Raw genomic sequence first — 18,379 nt, 5'->3', positions numbered from 1 at the left:
ATCTATTTTAAAAAAACAAATGGTAAAATAGACAAATAATAAGAAGAGTCACAGGTGATTTTTATGATAAAAGTAGGTCTCGTTGATGATTACCGAGTAGATTTAGAAAAACTGCATGCCATTGTGGGCAGAATGGAGGCTGTGGACATTGTCTTTGTCACGCAGTCAGCAGAGGATGCATACGAGAAGGTCAAACAGGGAGACATTGACCTGTTGTTCGCAGACATTGAAATGCCCGGAATGTCCGGTTATGAATTAGCGGATCTCATTCACTCTCACGCACTGAATGTCGATGTTGTATTTGTGACAGGAAACAGCGGATATGCGGTCCATGCGTTTGATTTAAATGTTCATGATTATATTATGAAGCCCTATCAAGCCGATCGAATTGCCAAATCCTTAGATCGCTATCTGTCCACCAAGCAGGAGAAAAGCATTCATGGACGGCTTCTCATTAAGCAGCAGTCAGATATTCATGTGCTGCAAAAGAAGGATGTCATTTTTGTTGAGCGAACAGGACGGTCAACCACCATTGTCACAACAACAGGAGATATCCAGACATATCAGACATTAAACGAGTTAAAAGGCGATCTGGCTGAAAGAGATTTTATCCGCTCCCACCGATCGTTTATCATCAATATTCATTACATTAAGAACTTCTCGGCGTATGCCAAAAATTCGTTTATCGTGTCTTTTGAAGGTACGGATAAAAAAGCCATGATGACCAAGCAGCAATTAGAATACTTTAAGAAATACTATTTTTAAGGAGAACGAACGTGAACGCTTTCTATCTTGGATTCCGCATGTATGCTCTCATATGGCTAGGTCTTGCATTTCATGCAGCTGTTGAAGCTTTTCTGCCGCTATCATCTGGGGTGCTGTGGCTCCTCACCTTTTGTGTGATTTGTCTTTATACATTCTTCATGTACAAAAGGTTTTTGTCTCATGTGAGTGGTTATGTGATGCTGGGCGCTTTTGTGCTCTTCACCTGTGCAGGTCTTTCCCTTTTTCTGACGCAAGGAAATGGGCTGAGCTCTCTTTTGGCTTTTATAATCATCATGACAGCAGATATCCTTTCATTGAAGATGATGCAGACGGAGAGACGGTTAAATGGACGGCTTCAAGAGCTGATCAACGCAGAATCAAGAACCAATGAATTGCTGCTTGAGCTGCGCAGTAAACATCATGAAACAGCTAGACATTTAAATGCCTTTTCCGCGTCGAACGACGAACATGAGATCAAGGATTTGATTCAGCAATACGTGAAACATTTCCCATGGATTAAAGGAGAAAATGCTTATTTGGCCTCAACCCTGCACTCCTTTTTTGAGCGGGCTGAAAAAGAGGACATTGCCCTTTCACTAGACCTTCAAGCACCTTTTTCATCGCTTCCGTTTTCTAAGGCGGATCAGGTTAGTTTTACTGGCAACCTGCTTGATAATGCCCTAGATGCGGCGATTGAAGCGAAGCAAGCCGGGAACGAGGGAAGCATCTCAATCACGACCTCTATTCGGAGCGGGCTCTTTTTAATCCATTGTGAGAACAGCACAAAAGGAATGGAAAAACACGTGTTAGACCATTTGTTCAAAACCTATGGGCGCTCGACAAAAGGCGGCGATCATCAAGGAATGGGGACGTATATCATTCATCAGCTTGTTGAAAAGGCAGACGGTAAACTTGATTTCACTTACCGTTCTCCAAATTTGCGGCTCGTCATCAAAATTCCCCTTACGATGTCATAAAAAAAAGGTGCAGCTGAGCACCTTTTTTATGTTAAGAGAAAATGTGGTCAATTTGATTGATTTCCTCTTTTGTTAATTGAACATCGTTTGTTTTTAGGTTTTGCAGAACTTGCTCAGCTCGTTTTGCACCTGGAATGATGGCGTCGATGCCGTCCTGCGCTAAAAGCCAAGCCAGTGCGACGTGTGCCGTTTCAGCGTTCTTTGATTGTGCAATTGCCTTCAGCTTGTCTACTTTTTCGAGGTTTTGCAGGAACGCCTCGCCTTGGAAAAGCGGGTCTTTTGCTCGAATATCATCAAATGTCGCATCCTTCGTAAATTTCCCAGTCAACAGGCCTGACGCCAACGGGAAATAAGGAATAAAGGAAATACGATGCTCGACACAGTATGGGAGAAGATCCTGCTCTGCCTCACGTTTCAGCAGAGAATACTCCGACTGAAGCACGTCTAAGTAGCCATCTCGATTAAAGGCTTGAAGCTGTTCAAAATCAAGGTTTGATGCACCAATTGCCCTGATTTTTCCTTCATCCTTCAATTCCTTTAATGTGCCTGCTACTTCTTCCAGCGGCGTCCGGCCGTCCGGGAAATGCATATAGTATAAATCAATATAATCTGTTTGCAGTCGTTTCAGGCTATTTTCGACCTGCTCTCTTAAAAAGTCCCGGCTGTTATCCAGTTCAATTTGTCCGTTTACTTCTTTATGAGCCCCCTTTGTCGCAAGGACAAGGTTTTCTCTGCCGCCTCTTTTGGCAATGATCTCACCGATCAATTCCTCTGAACGGCCCAGCCCATAAATAAAAGCAGAATCTAAGAAATTGACACCTTGATCAAGAGCCGTCTCCACAAGCTCTCGTCCGGCATCTTCACTCAGGTTCGGGAACAAATTATGTCCACCTACCGCATTCGTACCAAGCCCTATCGGATTCACCTGTAAATCAGTTCGTCCAAGCGTTACCTTTTTCAAAAGCTCATCTCCCTTATCTGCTTAATCATCCTTATTTTCCCATGAATCCTTTTCAACATTCAAGTATCCTGCTCTCTGAAAATTAACATAGCAGGTAGATGCTGAAAAAATGAAGGGACGTATAGTCATCTCTCTAAAAGCATTAACACCTTCACTTCAAGATTTTTACCTAAAAAACATTTAAAACCCATGATAAATCTATAAATTAATTCTTATTAACTAGTATATTAGACTTACAAAATTCCTTTTATTAAAGATGTTTGTGTAAATTTCTTTCAAAGATAGGGATTAAAACCTATTCCTCATCATGATTGAATTTCGATAGAATGAATAGTGCAAATCGTCATAAGGAGATTTTCCCCTTTAACACCCGAATATACCATTCTATCTGTTTCTTTTTTCATAGTCAGATAGCGGGAATGAAATGACGAAAGAAAAGCAAAGGAGCATCAACTGTGAATCTAAAAAAAATAAGTGCACTCCTCATGATTTCATTCGTGATGGTCATCTCTGCAGCCTGCCAGAGCTCAGCCAAATCAAGCAACGCTGATCAAAAATCAACAAAAACAGCAGAGGTAAAAGTCAATAGCTACGAATATACGTTACCAGAAGACTCAACAACTACGCTAAGAGACAATGAATTGGTTTTAAAAGTCAACTTGACGATCACAAACAAAGGTGACAAAGCCCTTTCATTATATAACTCTGACTTCTCCCTTTATCAGGACGATGCCAAAGTATCTGATTTAAAATTTTACGGCAGTAAAGACCGCCTTGACCTCGGTTCATTGAACAAAGGCAAATCACAATCAGGTGCTCTTTATTTCCTAGTAGACAAAGGGAAAAAATATCAGTTCGTGTACCAAGACAGCATCAAGAAAAACAGTGATTCGATCGAAATCAACCTAGATGGAAACAAAATACTGGATACAGCGAAAAAGCTGGATAACCCTGCAAAGGCGCTATCCGCTTATACCGATATGATTGTCTTTGACAAAAAGAACGATCAATTTGCCGATTTAACAGGTGACAACCAATCGGATGTCGTCAATAAATACCACGAAATGTTTGTCAAAGACTTCAAAAGAAGTGCCGGAATGTACGGAAATGAAGTAAGTGATCGTGATATTCTGTCTATGTATAAACGCATTCAAAACACCATGAAGGATAAAGCCAAAGTAGAAACAAGTGTGAAAACCATCTCTGATGACGAGGCGAAGGTTGTCGCTCAAGTAACAGGCATTGATGCTTCTAACTTAAAAGACAAGCTAGACAAGCAAAGAGACGAGTTTTACAACGGCAAGATCCGCTCTAAAGAAGAATTGTATAAGAAAAGCTTAGACATGTACGCGTCTGAATTCGAGAAGCTTCCCCCAGTCTCCAGCCCAGCTGAATACGAAGTGAAAATGAAACGTAATGGGGATGGTCAGTGGAAAATTGACCTCAACGATTATAATACATCGCAGTACATGAGCGGTTTTATTAAAACAAGATAAGCATCAACAAAAAAGACGCTGGCCCATGAAGGTGCCGCGTCTTTTCTATTATGCTATACAGTCGCCTCTTGCTCTTCTTTCACCGCTTTTTCAATATCTTTAAAACGGCTCGATACAGTAGACGCACTAATGCCATACTTTTTCGCTATTTGCGCTTGAGAAAGCGGGGCATCGCTTGCAAGTGAATGAATGTAATATTCGATTCCCGCAGCAAATGATGCTGCTTTACGGATCACAGGTGATTTCTGATCACAATAGGCTTTCCATACAGTTAAAGCGCCATCTGTCAGGCTTTGATCACCGTGTTCCTTCATTCCGTCTTCAATCAGCTTAGCTGTTTCCAGCTGAACGTCACTTGCCCAGTCCATACGATCTGCTGATAGACCAGTATCGCCTTCTGTTTGAGCAGATGTTTCTGATTCTTCTACTTCTTGCTTCGCAAACATGCACTTCAGCACGTCAGGGAATGATTCTCTCATAAATGTACTGCGTGCCCCTCCATTTGCCTCATATGCTTCAACAAGCTGACGAACCTGAAGAAGAAGCGTATCTGTAAACTCTTTCGCAAACATCGTATATTGAATGAAAAACTCTGCTTTTTCTTCAAATTGAACAGGGAATCCAAGCACGAGACTTCCTTTTTCAGGCAAGACTGTTTGATCCGGTTTTACATCTACTTCAACCTTCTCAGCTGTCACCATATTCTCAAAGTAAAGAGACTCGTCCGTTTTTTCATTTAATAAAAGCAAAGATGGTTCCATGTTTGTCCATGATTGAACCACTTGTTTTGTTTTCGGACGGGTAATATCCTCTGCTTTCTTTGTCAGAAATTCTTGGAAGATGGTTTCTTTCTGATCCGTTAATGGACGGAAGAAAATGCCCCATACACTCAAATGGAAAACTGAAATTTGTTGCGTTTCTTTATCCATATCTGCAAGGAAAGAAAACTCATTAATGAATTGATTGATGGCTCTCTGATGCTTAGAGAAAGCATAATTCATTAAATCCTTTTGAACTTGTACAGCTTCCTTAAACACAAGCTCAGACGTTTGTTCTCCGCCTGACTTTTGACCACAGCAATGTTTATATTTTTTTCCGCTTCCGCATGGGCAGAGCGCATTTCGTTTAATTTTTCCCAAAATAAAACCTCCGACATTCTAGTCTAACCTCACTATTTTAACAAACGATTGCACAGGAGAGTTTTATTTTCAAGAAAAAAGAAAAATCAGAATGATCAGTTAAATAACAAAGATACATAAAGATCACGACAGATCATAGGAATAGCGGTCTTTTTCTGTTTATTTTCTCCAATCATTCCAACAGATTTTCTTCAGCTCATTCCCTCAAATAACTGCTTTGCTTCAAAATAAAAGATTTGAACAAACTTCTTCGTATTGACTCTGCCCGTCGATCCTGCGGATGAAGAGGTCTTCTGCATCTCTTTCATTCTTTGGCTGACATCGGTAAAGTCAAAAAACTTCGACGCATAGTGCTCAAATTTAGGATTCGAAAAATCTGTTAATCCTAGTGAAGCAAAATGATTCAAGGAATGGTGAATAGCTCGTCTAATCCGCTGCTCTGCCGCTTTCACTTCCCTCATCACTTCTACATCGGTTGCTCCATGATCCAGCTTCCTCTCCGCTGTTTTGATAAAGAGCTGCTTTAGCGGCGGGAAATTGACCTCATGAGAATTGGCTGACTGTGTTTCATGTAAGTAGATCAGGATCTCTAGTAAATCCTTAGAACCGCTCTCTCCGACAATTCCTAGTTCGGATAAGAGAAATTCCCCTGCCTCTTTCATCGTCCTTTTTTTCGCCCCAGCACCCGTCGTATCATGAGAAATTACAGGCTCTAACGGCAGCACATGGCGAAGGGAAGCTTGAATATCATATATCGATTTCTCCAGCTTAATACGCTCCATGACTTTTCGAATCACACTGACGATCTCAATTCGATTGACAGGTTTATGAATATAATATTCGATCCCTAATTCATAGGCTTCTGCCATCATCTCTTTCGCCTCTACTTGGGAAATCATCATGATTTTACCTTTGAATTCAGGGTGAATATGACGAATCGTTTGAATGCCGTCTCTAGCAGGCATTAAAAGGTCAATCAGAAGGATGTCTACTTTTTTTAGGTTCAATGAATGGGCTTCTAATCCAACTCCGTCATCGGCTTCATCTACGACTTCTCCCAAATCTTCATCCTCAATGATTTGACCTAAAATCGAGCGTATTGCACGATCATCATCTGCAATGAAAAATCGCATACACTCACCCTCTCTGTATTAAATTTTGTATAGGAAGGATTAGCTGAAAAGCTGTTCCCTTTGTTTCTCTTTGTTCGATTTTAATTTGACCGCCAAGCTCTTTAACCAGCTCTTTCACATAGGATAAGCCAATCCCAGTTGATGGTGTTCCATATGCATCAAATTTAGAAGTATAGCCTGGATCAAATACTATTTCTCTCATTTTTTCAGGAATCCCCGGGCCATCATCTTCAATCCGAATCTCTATTTTATCATGACTTCCTTTCAATACGAGTGAGATCATTCCAGTATCCTTTATGGCTTCAACCGCATTTGCCATTAAATTATTAATGAGCGATAAAAAAATGAACACATGATAATCATGCAAATGAATGCCCCTTATATCAGATATAAAGGAGATGTTTTTCCCTAGAGAGAGCGCATACTTTTCTTGAATGCGGAGTACAATTTGAACGAGTTCTTCTGCCTTCATATAGTCTTGCATATTTTCCTTAGAAATTAGCTTCGAAAGCCCAGCATATATACGCTGATTATCCTTTTTCACTTCATGGATTTCTCCTGCAAGCTTCAATAGCTCCTGACTCACTTTCTTGCCTGCTTCGTGTTCATGCAAGAGACGATAAAGCCTGTATGATTCTTGCGTAATGTGCTCTGTATGTTTTAACGTTTTCTTTAAATGAACCGTTTCTTCGTATAAATTTGAAATGACCATCATCATATGCTCATTTTGTTTCATGATTTGCTTCTCTCTTGATTGTGCCTCATATAGCTTCATCATATTAAAAAAGCTGATTACGACAAAGCTGTGAGCAAACGCAATGAGAAACATATCACTCAGCTTTGATAGCGTCATCGTCGTATCAAACACTAAAAATTGTACAAAGAGCTCAACAAAATCAGCCACTAATTCAATCATGAGACCAATGATGCCAATAAAAATAGAGCGCTGTTTAAAACGTCCCGTACGGACGGCAAAAAACAGGAAAGCATATGTAAAATAGAAGAAGAAACTTGGGAATTGCTGATAAAATGATGCAGCGAGATCAGCATGATGCTGAATCAGATCTAAGCCTACTCGAAAAAGCACAATGGCTGCGCCTGTTAAAAACCCAGGCAAAAACGGTCTAGATTTCCTTAAGAGTAATAAACAAAAGAAAAACGCAGGTGCGCCAAAGCTGATCCGGAACGTCTCATTCACAGGATAAAACTTCAGTTCTCCTGCAAGCGGCACAATAACCACCATAAAAATTAAAATGAATGCGTCTTTTTTGACAAGCTGGTTTAAACTCAAATGACTGACATCCCTTCCCCTTTTTGCATAGCCACAGTATACAAGGAGACTCTTTTCTTCACAATGTGCAAAAAAATAATTTTCACAGCTCCTTCTTTCCCCAAAATCCTTTTTTATGACTATTCTCCGAGGCGGCATGGTGACCTTTCAGCTATTCAGCATTTTGGAGATTGTCTACAATAATGGGAATTGTTTAGACAATAAGCGACAAACCGATTTTTTATTTGTAAGTTTTTCTGTAGATTTTCGTCAGATTGTGTAGTTTCCAAGATAAATTGAATGAACAATTTTAGTGAAACTATATGTAAGCGTTTTCTGAATTTTCACTAAAAACCCTTTTTGTTTTTTCGCCGCCAAAGCCTTCAATTGAACATATATTTAGGTGTAAAGGAGTGGTACAAGCAGCGCATGACAAGTTCTTTGAAGATGTGTAACATGTTTTCGTGCCTATTTGATCGCATTTTTTGTCATCCGCCAATTCAATAGGGTACTTTTTGATTTTTGATTGGAGGAATCGTATGAAAACAGCAATTTCTAATAATACACAACACGCATGCCAGTCTTCTGTTGATCAATGGGCAGAAGAAATACGTCCGTATTACAAAAACGGGCAGAATGCTGGCTACATTCCAGCACTCGGAAAAGTGAATTCCTCTCAACTTGGTATCAGCGTGATAGGCCCAGATGGATCATCTGTACGATATGGTGATTGGGACGTTCCCTTTACCCTGCAAAGTATCTCAAAAGTCATCAGCTTTATAGCTGCCTGTTTAGGAAGAGGCGTTCCTTACGTCTTGGATCGGGTAGATGTAGAGCCAACTGGTGATGCATTTAATTCCATCTACCGCCTTGAGATGCATAAACCGGGGAAGCCCTTTAATCCAATGATTAATGCTGGAGCTATTACCGTATCCTCCATCCTTCCCGGAAAGACTTCTACAGAAAAGCTAGCATATATTTTCGATTTAATCGAAAACTTAATAGGAAAGCGTCCATCTGTTAATGAAGAGGTTTATCAATCAGAATGGGCAACTGCGCACCGCAACCGTGCTCTTGCTTATTACTTAAAAGAAACCAATTACTTAGAATCAGATGTCGAGGACACATTAGAAGTGTATTTAAAGCAATGTTCCATCGAGGTCACAACTGAGGACATCGCCTTGATTGGACTAATTATTTCAAGTGATGGCTACCATCCCTTTAAACAAGTCCAAGTCATCCCAAAAGATATCGCAAGACTAACAAAGGCATTGATGCTGACATGCGGCATGTATAATGCATCAGGTAATTTTGCTGCTTTCGTAGGCGTACCAGCCAAAAGTGGTGTGTCTGGAGGAATTATGGCTTGCGTTCCGCCAAGCGCAAGAAGAGAATTCCCGTTTCAGACAGGCTGTGGAATCGGTATTTATGGTCCCGCCATTGACGATTGTGGAAATAGTATTACCGGTGTCATGATGCTGAAAAAGCTCGCCAAAGAGTGGGATCTCAGTATTTTTTAAAGAAATAGGATGAATTAGAAGAGGTGATGTTATGAATGGTTTATTAACAACAACAAATGGTTTTCTATGGTCATATATTATTGTTGCACTATTAATTCTTGTCGGCCTTTATTTCACATTCAGGTCTCGTTTCCTTCAAGTGCGTATGCTTAAGGAAATGGTGATCGTTCTGAAAGAAGGAACAAATAAACAAAAATCTGGCGTATCACCATTCCAAGCCTTTGCTATTAGTATGGCGGCTCGGGTTGGAACTGGGAACATTACTGGGATTGCGATCGCAATTGCCATGGGTGGTCCTGGCGCTATTTTTTGGATGTGGATCCTAGCCATTATCGGTTCCGCGTCAAGCTTTGTTGAAAGTACGCTTGCCCAAGTGTATAAAGTAAAAGATGCATCAGGCTTTCGCGGTGGTCCCGCTTACTATATTGAAAGAGGCTTAAAGAAACGCTGGATGGGGATTTTGTTTGCTGTATTAATCACCATTTCTTTCGGTATTGTCTTTAATGCTGTACAGTCGAACACCATTACCATTGCTTTTGAAAATTCATTTGGCACAAATCGTTTGGTCGTAGGCGTCATTATGGCTATTGGATTTAGTATCATCATTTTCGGCGGGGTCAAAACGATTGCCAAGATGGCAGAATACATTGTGGTCTTCTTAGCTGTCGCATATATTGGTATTGCTCTTTTTGTCATGATTACAAACATTACTGAACTGCCTGGTGTTGTCCATACTATTATTTCACATGCATTCGGTATTGAGCAGTTTGCAGGTGGTACGATGGGTGCCGTCATTATGGAAGGAATCAAACGGGGTCTATTCTCAAACGAAGCAGGGATGGGTAGCGCACCAAACGCTGCTGCAGCTGCCGTGACGAGCCACCCTGTGAAGCAAGGACTGATTCAAGCATTTGGTGTCTTAATTGATACCCTGATTATTTGTACAAGTACTGCCTTTATCGTCCTTTTCTCAAGTGCATATAAAACGACAAAATTAACAGGTATTGAGCTCACTCAAGCATCTTTGAGTGAACACATCGGTCCTTGGGCTTCTGGTGTTCTTGCCATTATGGTTTTCTTATTTGCGTTTAGTACGCTGATCGGGAATTATTACTATGGGGAAACGAACATTGAGTTCCTTAAATCAAGCAAAGCATGGTTGATTGGATACCGTATTGCGGTAATTGTCATGGTTTTATTCGGTGCTGTAGCAAGTGTTCCTTTTGTTTGGAATCTTGCCGACCTGTTTATGGGGTTAATGGTCATCGTCAACCTCATTGCCATTACCATGCTGTCTAAAGTCGCCTTTGCAGCATTAAAGGATTATTCACGGCAGAAAAAAGAGGGGAAAGATCCAGTCTTTTATAAAAATGCCGTTCCAAACAATGAGAACATTGAATGCTGGGACGACGAACCTGCTTCGTTGAAAAAGAATCATATCGGATAAATCACAAAAGCTCTGGTCGTCTGACCAGAGCTTTTTTCTTTAGTTCAAAAATTCGAGTATGAGTTTGTTCACCACTTCTGGCTTTTCATGATTGATCCAATGAGATGCATCATCGACAAAAATCAGCTGACCATTTGGGCAAATCTTCATCGATTCCTTCGCCAGCTTTCTGCTTAAAAACTTGTCCTCCATCCCCCAGATCATGCGAACAGGTACTAAAATGCGTTTAGATATCGGCTTTTCAAAGCCGCCTTTTTTGATGGCGCGGTACCAATTCAGCATTGAGGTCATGGCACCTGGCTGCGTCCAAGCCAGCTTATATCTTGATACATCTTCTTTTGTAAATAGGTGTGGTCGTGCAGACAGCCCAATGGCTTCATCCAGCCGTTGGTAGTGATTTTCTTGAAGTGCTGCCTCTGGCACATTCGGAAGCTGAAAGAAAGCGATATAGGAGCTTTTCTTCCACTGCGGGGGATAAAACGGAAGAACCTTCATCATGACCCGCGGATGCGGCATGTTGACAATGATTAATTTCTCTACATATTGAGAACGTGTGGATGCCAAATGCCAAGCAACTGCTCCGCCCCAATCATGACCACCCACAATCGCCTTTTGATTCGGACTAAGCGTCTTAATCAGCCCTACGATATCATCTCTCAGTTGATCTAATACGTAGGATTCGATTCCTTCTGGCTTATCACTTAGATGGTAGCCCCTTTGATCAGGAACGACGACACGATAGCCTGCCTCAGCGAGGGGCATGATTTGGTTCTTCCAGCCGTACCAGAACTCAGGAAACCCGTGCAGCAGTACAAGCAGCGGGCCATTCTCAGGTCCAGCCATTGCTGTGTGAAGTGTTACACCATTTGTTTGGATCGATTGAAATTCAATTTGCTCCATCCCTTTGCCACCCTTCTCCTTGTTCTTTTATTCTTCCAACATAGCATATTTTCCATTTTTCAGAAAATAAAAACACTCCCAAAAAAACCTTCACAATAGTGAAGGTCTTAGAATTTTGACCAAGGATCCTTGAACAGCGAATTGGTGCCTTATTGCGAAAGAAACAGAGAAGATATGTATTTGTGCTAAATGACTAAATAACTAAAAAAGCAGACTCTAATCAGTCTGCTTTTTTTACGATTTTTATTTATCTAGAGAATATTTTTCTATTGCTTCTTTTGGAGATATTTCTTCATCAAATGAAAGATAACGACAATACACTTCACTTAAGTGAAGTGGTTCTTCTTCTAAATTGTCTACAAGTTCAAATATATCTAGGATTGCTACTAATTTTTTTGTTGTTTGTCCGTAATCCCCATTTCCAAATGTTTCTTCTGGAAAACTTTTTTCTATAATTTTTTTAACTTCATCTTGATCTTTTGCTTTGATTAATACGATTCTTTCTTCAAATATCTTATCAGGTCTAACTTTGGGAGACGGTATGGATTCAAACAATAATTTTGCTGAAAAGAGATCATACATAGATTTATCACCTTTTAATTATTTTTTCTTTTTAAATCTGTTATCAGTTAAAAGTTTTTTAGCTGTTCTTGCTTTTTTGATACCCTTTTTTGCATCTTTATTAATTTGATCAATGGTTTTTATTTAGATATTCTGTTGAAATTCACCTCTTATTTTTCCTTTTCTGTTTTTTGAGATGAATTCATTTGCTGTCATTTTGTGATGTTTAACAACTTGAGCTTCCCAAGAGTTTGAAGAAAATATCATACCACCTACAATGACAGCCCCAGTTGCTAATACTGCGACTTGTCCTAATCCTGGAATAAAGAAGAAAGAAATCGGAATTGCAAATTTTGTTTCTGCAAGTTGATCATGATTTATTTCTCCTTCAGAGGAAACTAAATCATTTGGGTTAATCACAATATTTTCGTTTTCTGTTGCCTTTGCTGGTGCTTGTAAAACAAAAGTAAATACAGATAGTGCTAGTAGTGTGGAAATTATTTTTTTGATCAAGTCCAATACTCCTTATAGTTTATTAGAAATTCAATTGAATTGGATATTCAATAGATTTAAGGTAAATATAAGGGAATAGTTTTTTGAGGTTGCTGTGTCCACAATCATTTTTTATTTTTATATCATTGCATGATCTTTATTTAGCTCTTTGTCTTCATCTATTTCATATAATTCAGCACCCAGATCAACCCATTTTTGCGGTCCTGTACTTGTCCGTGAAGTGCGCCAAAGAACGTATCCTGTAATTCGACCAGTACATCTCCATCAGCTTCTAGCGCTTCATATACTGCCTTTAGTTCTTCTTCATTGTCAAACTGCATAATCAATCTGAGATGTTCGGGCTTTGGTGTGCGGCCAAACGTATCTGAAAAGTGAAGCAATGATTCTCCAAGGTGAAGTTCCGCATGCAGCACACGGTCTTGATGTTCATTTAAAATATGAATATCTCCGCCAAAAATTCCTTGATAATATTGAAGAGATTCCTTCACATCGTCTACCACAATATAAGGACTAACGCTAATCATACCCTTCATCCTCCTCTTGTCCGTCCATCTTCTCTTTTATAGCTTATCCCAAATCGTATGAAAAAAGGCACAAATCGTCAACGGATTTGCACCTTTTTCTCATGAAGCTTTCGCTAATTCACTATGTTTGTTTGAATACGCTGCGTACATGACGACACCGATTAACAGCCAAACACCAAAGTAAAGCCACGTCCGGCCTGGTAAGTTGAGCATAAGGAACAAGCAGCAGCCCATTGAGATAATCGGCAAGACCGGCACAAATGGAACCCGGAATCCCCTCTCAAGCTGCTGATGTGTCTTTCTCAAAATGAGCACAGATAAACTCACCATTGCAAACGTCAATAAAGCACCGATATTCGCTAAATTCGACAAGTCCTTTAAATCAATAAACCCTGAAATAACAGCTGTCATGCCGCCAATCATCCATATGCTTGCAACAGGCGTATCGCTTTTGTTTGTTTTCGAAAACACTTTAGGCAAAAGACCGTCTCGGCCCATCGCATAGGCAATTCGAGTTGCTGCATAATTATTGGCGAAAATCACAGCCATCAATCCAATGACCGCACCGACAGAAATAATACCGGCTACGCTATTTTGATGTACACTTTGCAGCACATAGGACATAGCCTCTGTGACATTCAGTTTTGTATAGTGCACCATACCTGTCATGATCAAACAAACGACAATGTAAATGATCGTGCAAATGAGTAATGAGCCAATAATGCCAATTGGCAGATTCCGCTGCGGATTTTTCACCTCTTCCGCAGAAGCAGAAATCGCATCAAATCCTAAAAAGGCAAAAAATACAGCAGCAGCACCGGCAATGACGCCTTCTGCACCAAATGGCATGAACGGCTGCCAATTGGATGGCTGTACATAAAACCCGCCTACTACAATGAAAAGAACAATAATACCGAGTTTCACAAACACCATGATATTATTGAATTTTTTACTTTCCTTCGTTCCTCTAGATAAGATCCACGCAATCAGTAAGGCAATGATAATGGCTGGCAGATTCATATATCCGCCTTGTTCTGGCCCCGCTAAAAATTGATGGGGAATCGAAATGCCAAACCCCTCAAGCAAGCTGTTGAAATAACTCGACCAGCCACTGGCGACAGCTGAAGCAGTCAGCATATAAACGGACAATAAAGTCCATCCCATTAGATGCCCGACAAGCTCACCCATCGTTGTATATGAATAAATGTATGCACTGCCGAATACAGGCAGCGCTGAAGCCATTTCTGCATAGCAAAGTGCTGCCAAACTGCACACAATCGCTGCAATGGCAAAGGAGAAAATGACAGCCGGTCCTGCATCCTTAGCCGCTGTAATTCCGGTTAACACCATGACCCCCGTGCCGATCACTGCCCCTATACCAAGGAGCGTGAGATCGAGCCCGCCCAGCGTTCTCTTTACCTTTTGCTGCCTGCTCTGTTCTAACAAATCGTGAATGTGTTTCTTACGAAGAATATGTCGCAAACCCTTTCCCTCCAAAACGTTAGAAAAACAAAAAATCATTCAAATTTCATTATAGCAGAATAGGTACTACGCATTCACAACCAATTCACGTAAATCTTTCTTCATGATTTTACCAAGCTTGTTTTTTGGCAGCTCCTGTGTGAAATGAATGGAGGGCACTTTGTAATCTGCCAAACGTTCCTGGCAATAGTTCACCACATCTTCTTCGGAGAAATCGGAGGATTCGTCTTTTACGATATACGCACTTGGCACTTCCCCATATAATTCGTCCGGTACCCCGATGACAGCTGACTCAATCACACCTGGAATTTGTTCAATAATCTCTTCTACTTGGTCAGGATAGATATTATCCCCGCCGTACAGAATCACATCTTTGTATCTGCCTGTGATGAAAAGAAAACCGTCTTTATCTAGATAGCCTGCATCCCCCATATGGAACCAGCCATCTTTCAGCACCTTCTCAGTAGCGTCAGGCTGATGATAGTAGCCTAGGAAATAAAATGGACTTCTCATGACGACTTCGCCAATTTCTCCTGCTGGCAATGTCTCCTCTGTCTCAGGATGCACGATTTTCACATCTACATCCGCATCCACTTTACCGGCAGAGCCCATTTTATCCTCACCCATCGCTGGATGCCACGCACTGACAATCCATGCTTCCGTACTTCCATAGCCATGCATCATCTGAATGCCTGCTTCTTTGTAATCTTTAATTAAGCGTACCGGCACCTTCGTACCGCCAGAAATCGCAATTTCAAAAGATGAGAGATCGTACGAACCGCGTTTCATTTCTTCTAGCATGTACGTGTAAGCTGATGGGAAAGCCATCATGAACGTAATTCTTTCTTTCTCAATCGTTTCTAAAATGCGTTTCGGTGTTGCATCATGTAAGAAGACAAGCGTATACCCTTCAATCGCAGCTGCGATCAGATGATTAATTGAACTCATATGATACAGCGGATGACTCGCCAAGTACCGTTTTCCTTTCAGATCAAATCCTCGATTCCCATGTCTTGTTAAAAATTGATAAATTCGTCCATGCCCGACCATACAGCCCTTTGGATTGCCCGTTGTTCCAGAAGTGAATAAAATCATCGCTAAATCCTCTTCTGATACCTCATCAGCAAGATGACTTCCATCATTTGAAGCCAAAATGTCTTCAAACAGCTGGGTTGTTTTCGCATTGGCACCGGATTCCACCATCAGACAATCTTCTAAAGACACATTCACTGCCGCAATGATGTCACGGAATTCACGGTCAAAAAATAAAGCCTTTGGCTCTGCTTTTTTCAAAATACCTTCCAGCTCAAAAGAAGTAAGCTGCCAGCTAAGCGGAACTGCGACTGCACCTGCTTTGATGGCTGCCAGCATAATCGTTGAAAAGTGATGATGGTTTTGACAAATAAAGCAAACGCGGTCTCCTTTTCGAATCCCCTTTTGATATAAGTAATGAGCGAGCTGGTCAATGCGTTTTGCATATTCTTCAAATGTATAAGACACACCCCCGCCAGTTACCGCTTCAATTTGTGAAGAGCGTTCCATTCTGTCGTTAAGTAATGCCTGTAAAGTATTCAATATCTTCATCTCCAAACGTTTGATTTACAATAGCCAATTTCCAGTGAATGGGGTTGGCAGATTTTATCTCATTCACATTCTAAAATAAAACCAGCTGAAAGTAAAATCATTTCATTTTGGAATTGTTCTTTATATTAATTGATAATATAGGTAATTTTATAGCCGTCTTCCATTTTGGTTTAAATGATGATAACTATTATGATAAGATAGACCTAGTAATTGATCGGAAAATGCGAACGCAATAGGAAAAGAGGTATGGAGAATGCAACATTTCGAGCTAGAGGCAAGTTTATTAGACCATGCGCTGACAAAGTATTTAAAGGCGACGAAGCAAATAGATGAAGAGAACATCCCGAAAAACGTCACGAATGTGAAAGGGTTTATTTTACGCATCATTTATCGCCATCAATCATGTACTGTGAAAAATATTCTGCAGGAAGTTTCATTATCTCCCTCTGCAACAACAACCGCTCTCAATCACTTAGAAGATGAAGGGCTGATTATCCGCTCTCGAAATAATAATGACCGCCGTACTGTATGGATTACACTCTCTGAATCAGGTGAACAAATCGCAAAACAAATGATTGATAACCGCCAGCTGCTTGTCAATCAGCTGTTCAACCATCTTTCAGAAGAAGATAAAAAAACATTTTTTGAATTAATCGAAAAAATGATGGACGAGCACACATTAAAGGCTTAGGAATACTCCTAAGCCTTTAGATTTTTTGACAAAGGGCTAAAATGCCCTTTGTCTTCTTTTCAGCGTGATAGAAAACCTTTGCAGCCCTAGGAAGGACGAGTACCGGAGCGGAGCGAATTTACATTCGTAAGCACCGGCACGCAGGACTGACACCCAATGCGAGGGTTTGTCTACATGCTGAGGGCCTTCTTTTTATGGCTTTAAGATGACCTTTATACAATCATCCTGTTTTTCGTTAAATATGTGATACGCATGAGCGGCATCATCTAATGGCAATTGATGTGTGATGATCGCTCTAGGATCAATTTCACCAGTTGTCACTTTTTGATAGAGCTTTGACATGTAGCCTCTCGCCGGAGCCTGTCCCATTTTCAGGGTGACGTTTCTTGCGAAAAAGGCACCTAATGGGAACATATTGTATAGTCCGCCGTACACACCCGTCATCTGCACCGTTCCACATTTGCGGACGGCTTTTGTGGCAATTTGAATGGGTCCGATCGTTCCGCCTTGCAGCTTGAGTTTCTGCTCAATTTTTTCAAGCGGTGACTTCTTCCCGTCCATTCCCACACAATCGATCACAACATCGGCTCCACCCTTGGTGAGCTCCTTTAACGTTTCTCCCATGTCGGGATCTTCTGTAAAATCAAATACTTCTACGCCGCTCATCCGTTTTGCATGTCGCAGACGGTAATCAATGTAATCGACCGCAATCACACGTTCTGCCCCTTTTTGCCATGCAAATTGCTGCGCCATTAACCCAACAGGTCCACAGCCTAACACAATGACCGTATCACCTTTTTTCACACCTGCGTGCTCCACGCTCCAATAGGCAGTTGGAAGAACATCCGATAAGAACAGCAATTGTTCATCCTCCAGCTCACAATCATCTGGGATCTTAAACGGGGTGTAATTTCCAAAAGGCACGCGTAAATACTCTGCCTGTCCTCCAGGATAATTCCCATATTTCTCACTATATCCAAAAAGCCCACCCGAATCGTAGTGCGGGTTTGAGTTGTCGCATTGACTTTCTAAATGATGATGACAATATTGGCATTGACCACATGCAACGGTAAATGGAATAACGACACGATCTCCCTTTTTTACTACCGTGACATCCGGTCCAACTTCCTCCACAATCCCCATTGGCTCATGCCCAATCACATAGCCGATTGGAAGCGGGAAGTTCCCCTGATACAAATGTAAATCAGATCCACAAATTGCTGTTGATGTAATTCGTATGATCACATCTTCCCGATCTTGAATAGATGGCGCATCTACTTTCTTCACTGCAATACTATTTTTTCCTTGATAAGTAACAGCTCTCACATGCATTTCCTCCTTTAGCGAAAATCATCTGTACATAGCTTCACCTGGAATGGATGGTTCATGCATCAGATCAGGAATATTTGAAAAACA

Annotated in this window: 17 protein-coding genes; 6 read left to right on the top strand and 11 right to left on the bottom strand. The window is 40.8% G+C overall.

Annotation, left to right across the window (positions count from 1 at the left end; all coding sequences use genetic code 11):
• The first annotated feature begins 63 nt into the window (after positions 1 to 63).
• Both C6347_RS13030 and C6347_RS13025 read left to right on the top strand, forming a co-directional pair.
• Positions 64 to 765, top strand: a complete 702-nt coding sequence (locus tag C6347_RS13030) for a LytR/AlgR family response regulator transcription factor (protein WP_060595470.1) — start codon at positions 64 to 66, stop codon at positions 763 to 765.
• A gap of 11 nt (positions 766 to 776) precedes the next feature.
• Positions 777 to 1,742: a sensor histidine kinase gene (locus C6347_RS13025; protein ID WP_060595469.1), complete on the top strand. Its 966-nt coding sequence runs from the start codon at positions 777 to 779 to the stop codon at positions 1,740 to 1,742.
• 31 nt (positions 1,743 to 1,773) lie between these two features.
• Here C6347_RS13025 and C6347_RS13020 read toward each other — a convergent pair whose 3' ends face one another.
• On the bottom strand, positions 1,774 to 2,703 hold the full coding sequence (locus tag C6347_RS13020; RefSeq protein WP_060595468.1) for an aldo/keto reductase: 930 nt from the start codon (positions 2,701 to 2,703) through the stop codon (positions 1,774 to 1,776).
• 455 nt (positions 2,704 to 3,158) lie between these two features.
• On the opposite strand from C6347_RS13020, the gene C6347_RS13015 reads away from it, so the two are divergent.
• On the top strand, positions 3,159 to 4,199 hold the full coding sequence (locus tag C6347_RS13015) for a DUF4352 domain-containing protein (RefSeq protein ID WP_106071723.1): 1,041 nt from the start codon (positions 3,159 to 3,161) through the stop codon (positions 4,197 to 4,199).
• A gap of 53 nt (positions 4,200 to 4,252) precedes the next feature.
• Here C6347_RS13015 and C6347_RS13010 read toward each other — a convergent pair whose 3' ends face one another.
• The 3 genes from C6347_RS13010 to C6347_RS13000 all read right to left on the bottom strand — a co-directional run bounded on the left by C6347_RS13010 (position 4,253) and on the right by C6347_RS13000 (position 7,762).
• Positions 4,253 to 5,338: an SEC-C metal-binding domain-containing protein gene (locus C6347_RS13010; RefSeq protein WP_066031375.1), complete on the bottom strand. Its 1,086-nt coding sequence runs from the start codon at positions 5,336 to 5,338 to the stop codon at positions 4,253 to 4,255.
• A 191-nt stretch (positions 5,339 to 5,529) separates the two neighbouring features.
• Positions 5,530 to 6,471 (bottom strand): response regulator, encoded by a 942-nt coding sequence (locus C6347_RS13005; RefSeq protein WP_066031376.1) that lies wholly within the window; start codon positions 6,469 to 6,471, stop codon positions 5,530 to 5,532.
• Between the two features lie 4 nt (positions 6,472 to 6,475).
• Positions 6,476 to 7,762, bottom strand: coding sequence for an ATP-binding protein (locus C6347_RS13000; protein ID WP_106037057.1), 1,287 nt, complete (start codon positions 7,760 to 7,762; stop codon positions 6,476 to 6,478).
• Between the two features lie 518 nt (positions 7,763 to 8,280).
• Between C6347_RS13000 and C6347_RS12995 the strand changes: the two genes are divergently transcribed.
• Positions 8,281 to 9,261 (top strand): glutaminase, encoded by a 981-nt coding sequence (locus tag C6347_RS12995; RefSeq protein WP_008342152.1) that lies wholly within the window; start codon positions 8,281 to 8,283, stop codon positions 9,259 to 9,261.
• 31 nt (positions 9,262 to 9,292) lie between these two features.
• The gene (locus C6347_RS12990; protein ID WP_060595463.1) at positions 9,293 to 10,708 is read left to right on the top strand and encodes an alanine/glycine:cation symporter family protein; all 1,416 of its coding nucleotides are present in this window, start codon (positions 9,293 to 9,295) and stop codon (positions 10,706 to 10,708) included.
• A gap of 39 nt (positions 10,709 to 10,747) precedes the next feature.
• Here the strand turns inward: C6347_RS12990 and C6347_RS12985 are convergent, their stop codons facing one another.
• The 6 genes from C6347_RS12985 to C6347_RS12960 form a co-directional block, all read right to left on the bottom strand.
• Complete coding sequence (locus tag C6347_RS12985) at positions 10,748 to 11,608, bottom strand: alpha/beta fold hydrolase (RefSeq protein ID WP_060595462.1); 861 nt, start codon at positions 11,606 to 11,608, stop codon at positions 10,748 to 10,750.
• A gap of 243 nt (positions 11,609 to 11,851) precedes the next feature.
• Positions 11,852 to 12,190: a DUF4288 domain-containing protein gene (locus C6347_RS12980; protein WP_034664284.1), complete on the bottom strand. Its 339-nt coding sequence runs from the start codon at positions 12,188 to 12,190 to the stop codon at positions 11,852 to 11,854.
• Positions 12,191 to 12,313: 123 nt separating this feature from the next.
• Positions 12,314 to 12,682 (bottom strand): hypothetical protein, encoded by a 369-nt coding sequence (locus tag C6347_RS12975; RefSeq protein ID WP_106071722.1) that lies wholly within the window; start codon positions 12,680 to 12,682, stop codon positions 12,314 to 12,316.
• A gap of 158 nt (positions 12,683 to 12,840) precedes the next feature.
• Positions 12,841 to 13,206 carry a VOC family protein gene (locus C6347_RS12970; RefSeq protein ID WP_058015219.1) on the bottom strand — a complete coding sequence of 122 codons (366 nt, stop codon included), beginning with the start codon at positions 13,204 to 13,206 and terminating at the stop codon, positions 12,841 to 12,843.
• 99 nt (positions 13,207 to 13,305) lie between these two features.
• Positions 13,306 to 14,688 (bottom strand): amino acid permease, encoded by a 1,383-nt coding sequence (locus C6347_RS12965; protein WP_060595461.1) that lies wholly within the window; start codon positions 14,686 to 14,688, stop codon positions 13,306 to 13,308.
• A gap of 66 nt (positions 14,689 to 14,754) precedes the next feature.
• Complete coding sequence (locus C6347_RS12960) at positions 14,755 to 16,263, bottom strand: class I adenylate-forming enzyme family protein (RefSeq protein WP_060595460.1); 1,509 nt, start codon at positions 16,261 to 16,263, stop codon at positions 14,755 to 14,757.
• Between the two features lie 262 nt (positions 16,264 to 16,525).
• Between C6347_RS12960 and C6347_RS12955 the strand changes: the two genes are divergently transcribed.
• Complete coding sequence (locus C6347_RS12955; RefSeq protein WP_060595459.1) at positions 16,526 to 16,963, top strand: MarR family winged helix-turn-helix transcriptional regulator; 438 nt, start codon at positions 16,526 to 16,528, stop codon at positions 16,961 to 16,963.
• A 192-nt stretch (positions 16,964 to 17,155) separates the two neighbouring features.
• On the opposite strand, the gene C6347_RS12950 is transcribed toward C6347_RS12955, so the two are convergent.
• A complete protein-coding gene (locus C6347_RS12950; protein WP_106037056.1) occupies positions 17,156 to 18,289 on the bottom strand; it encodes a zinc-dependent alcohol dehydrogenase in 1,134 nt (377 codons plus the stop codon).
• Positions 18,290 to 18,379 lie beyond the last annotated feature (90 nt).

Origin of the sequence: Bacillus sp. NMTD17, from assembly GCF_002998735.1 — a bacterium.
Taxonomy (GTDB): domain Bacteria; phylum Bacillota; class Bacilli; order Bacillales; family Bacillaceae; genus Bacillus.
The sequence above is the reverse complement of the archived record's forward strand: the minus strand, read 5'-3'. Positions and strand labels throughout refer to the sequence as shown.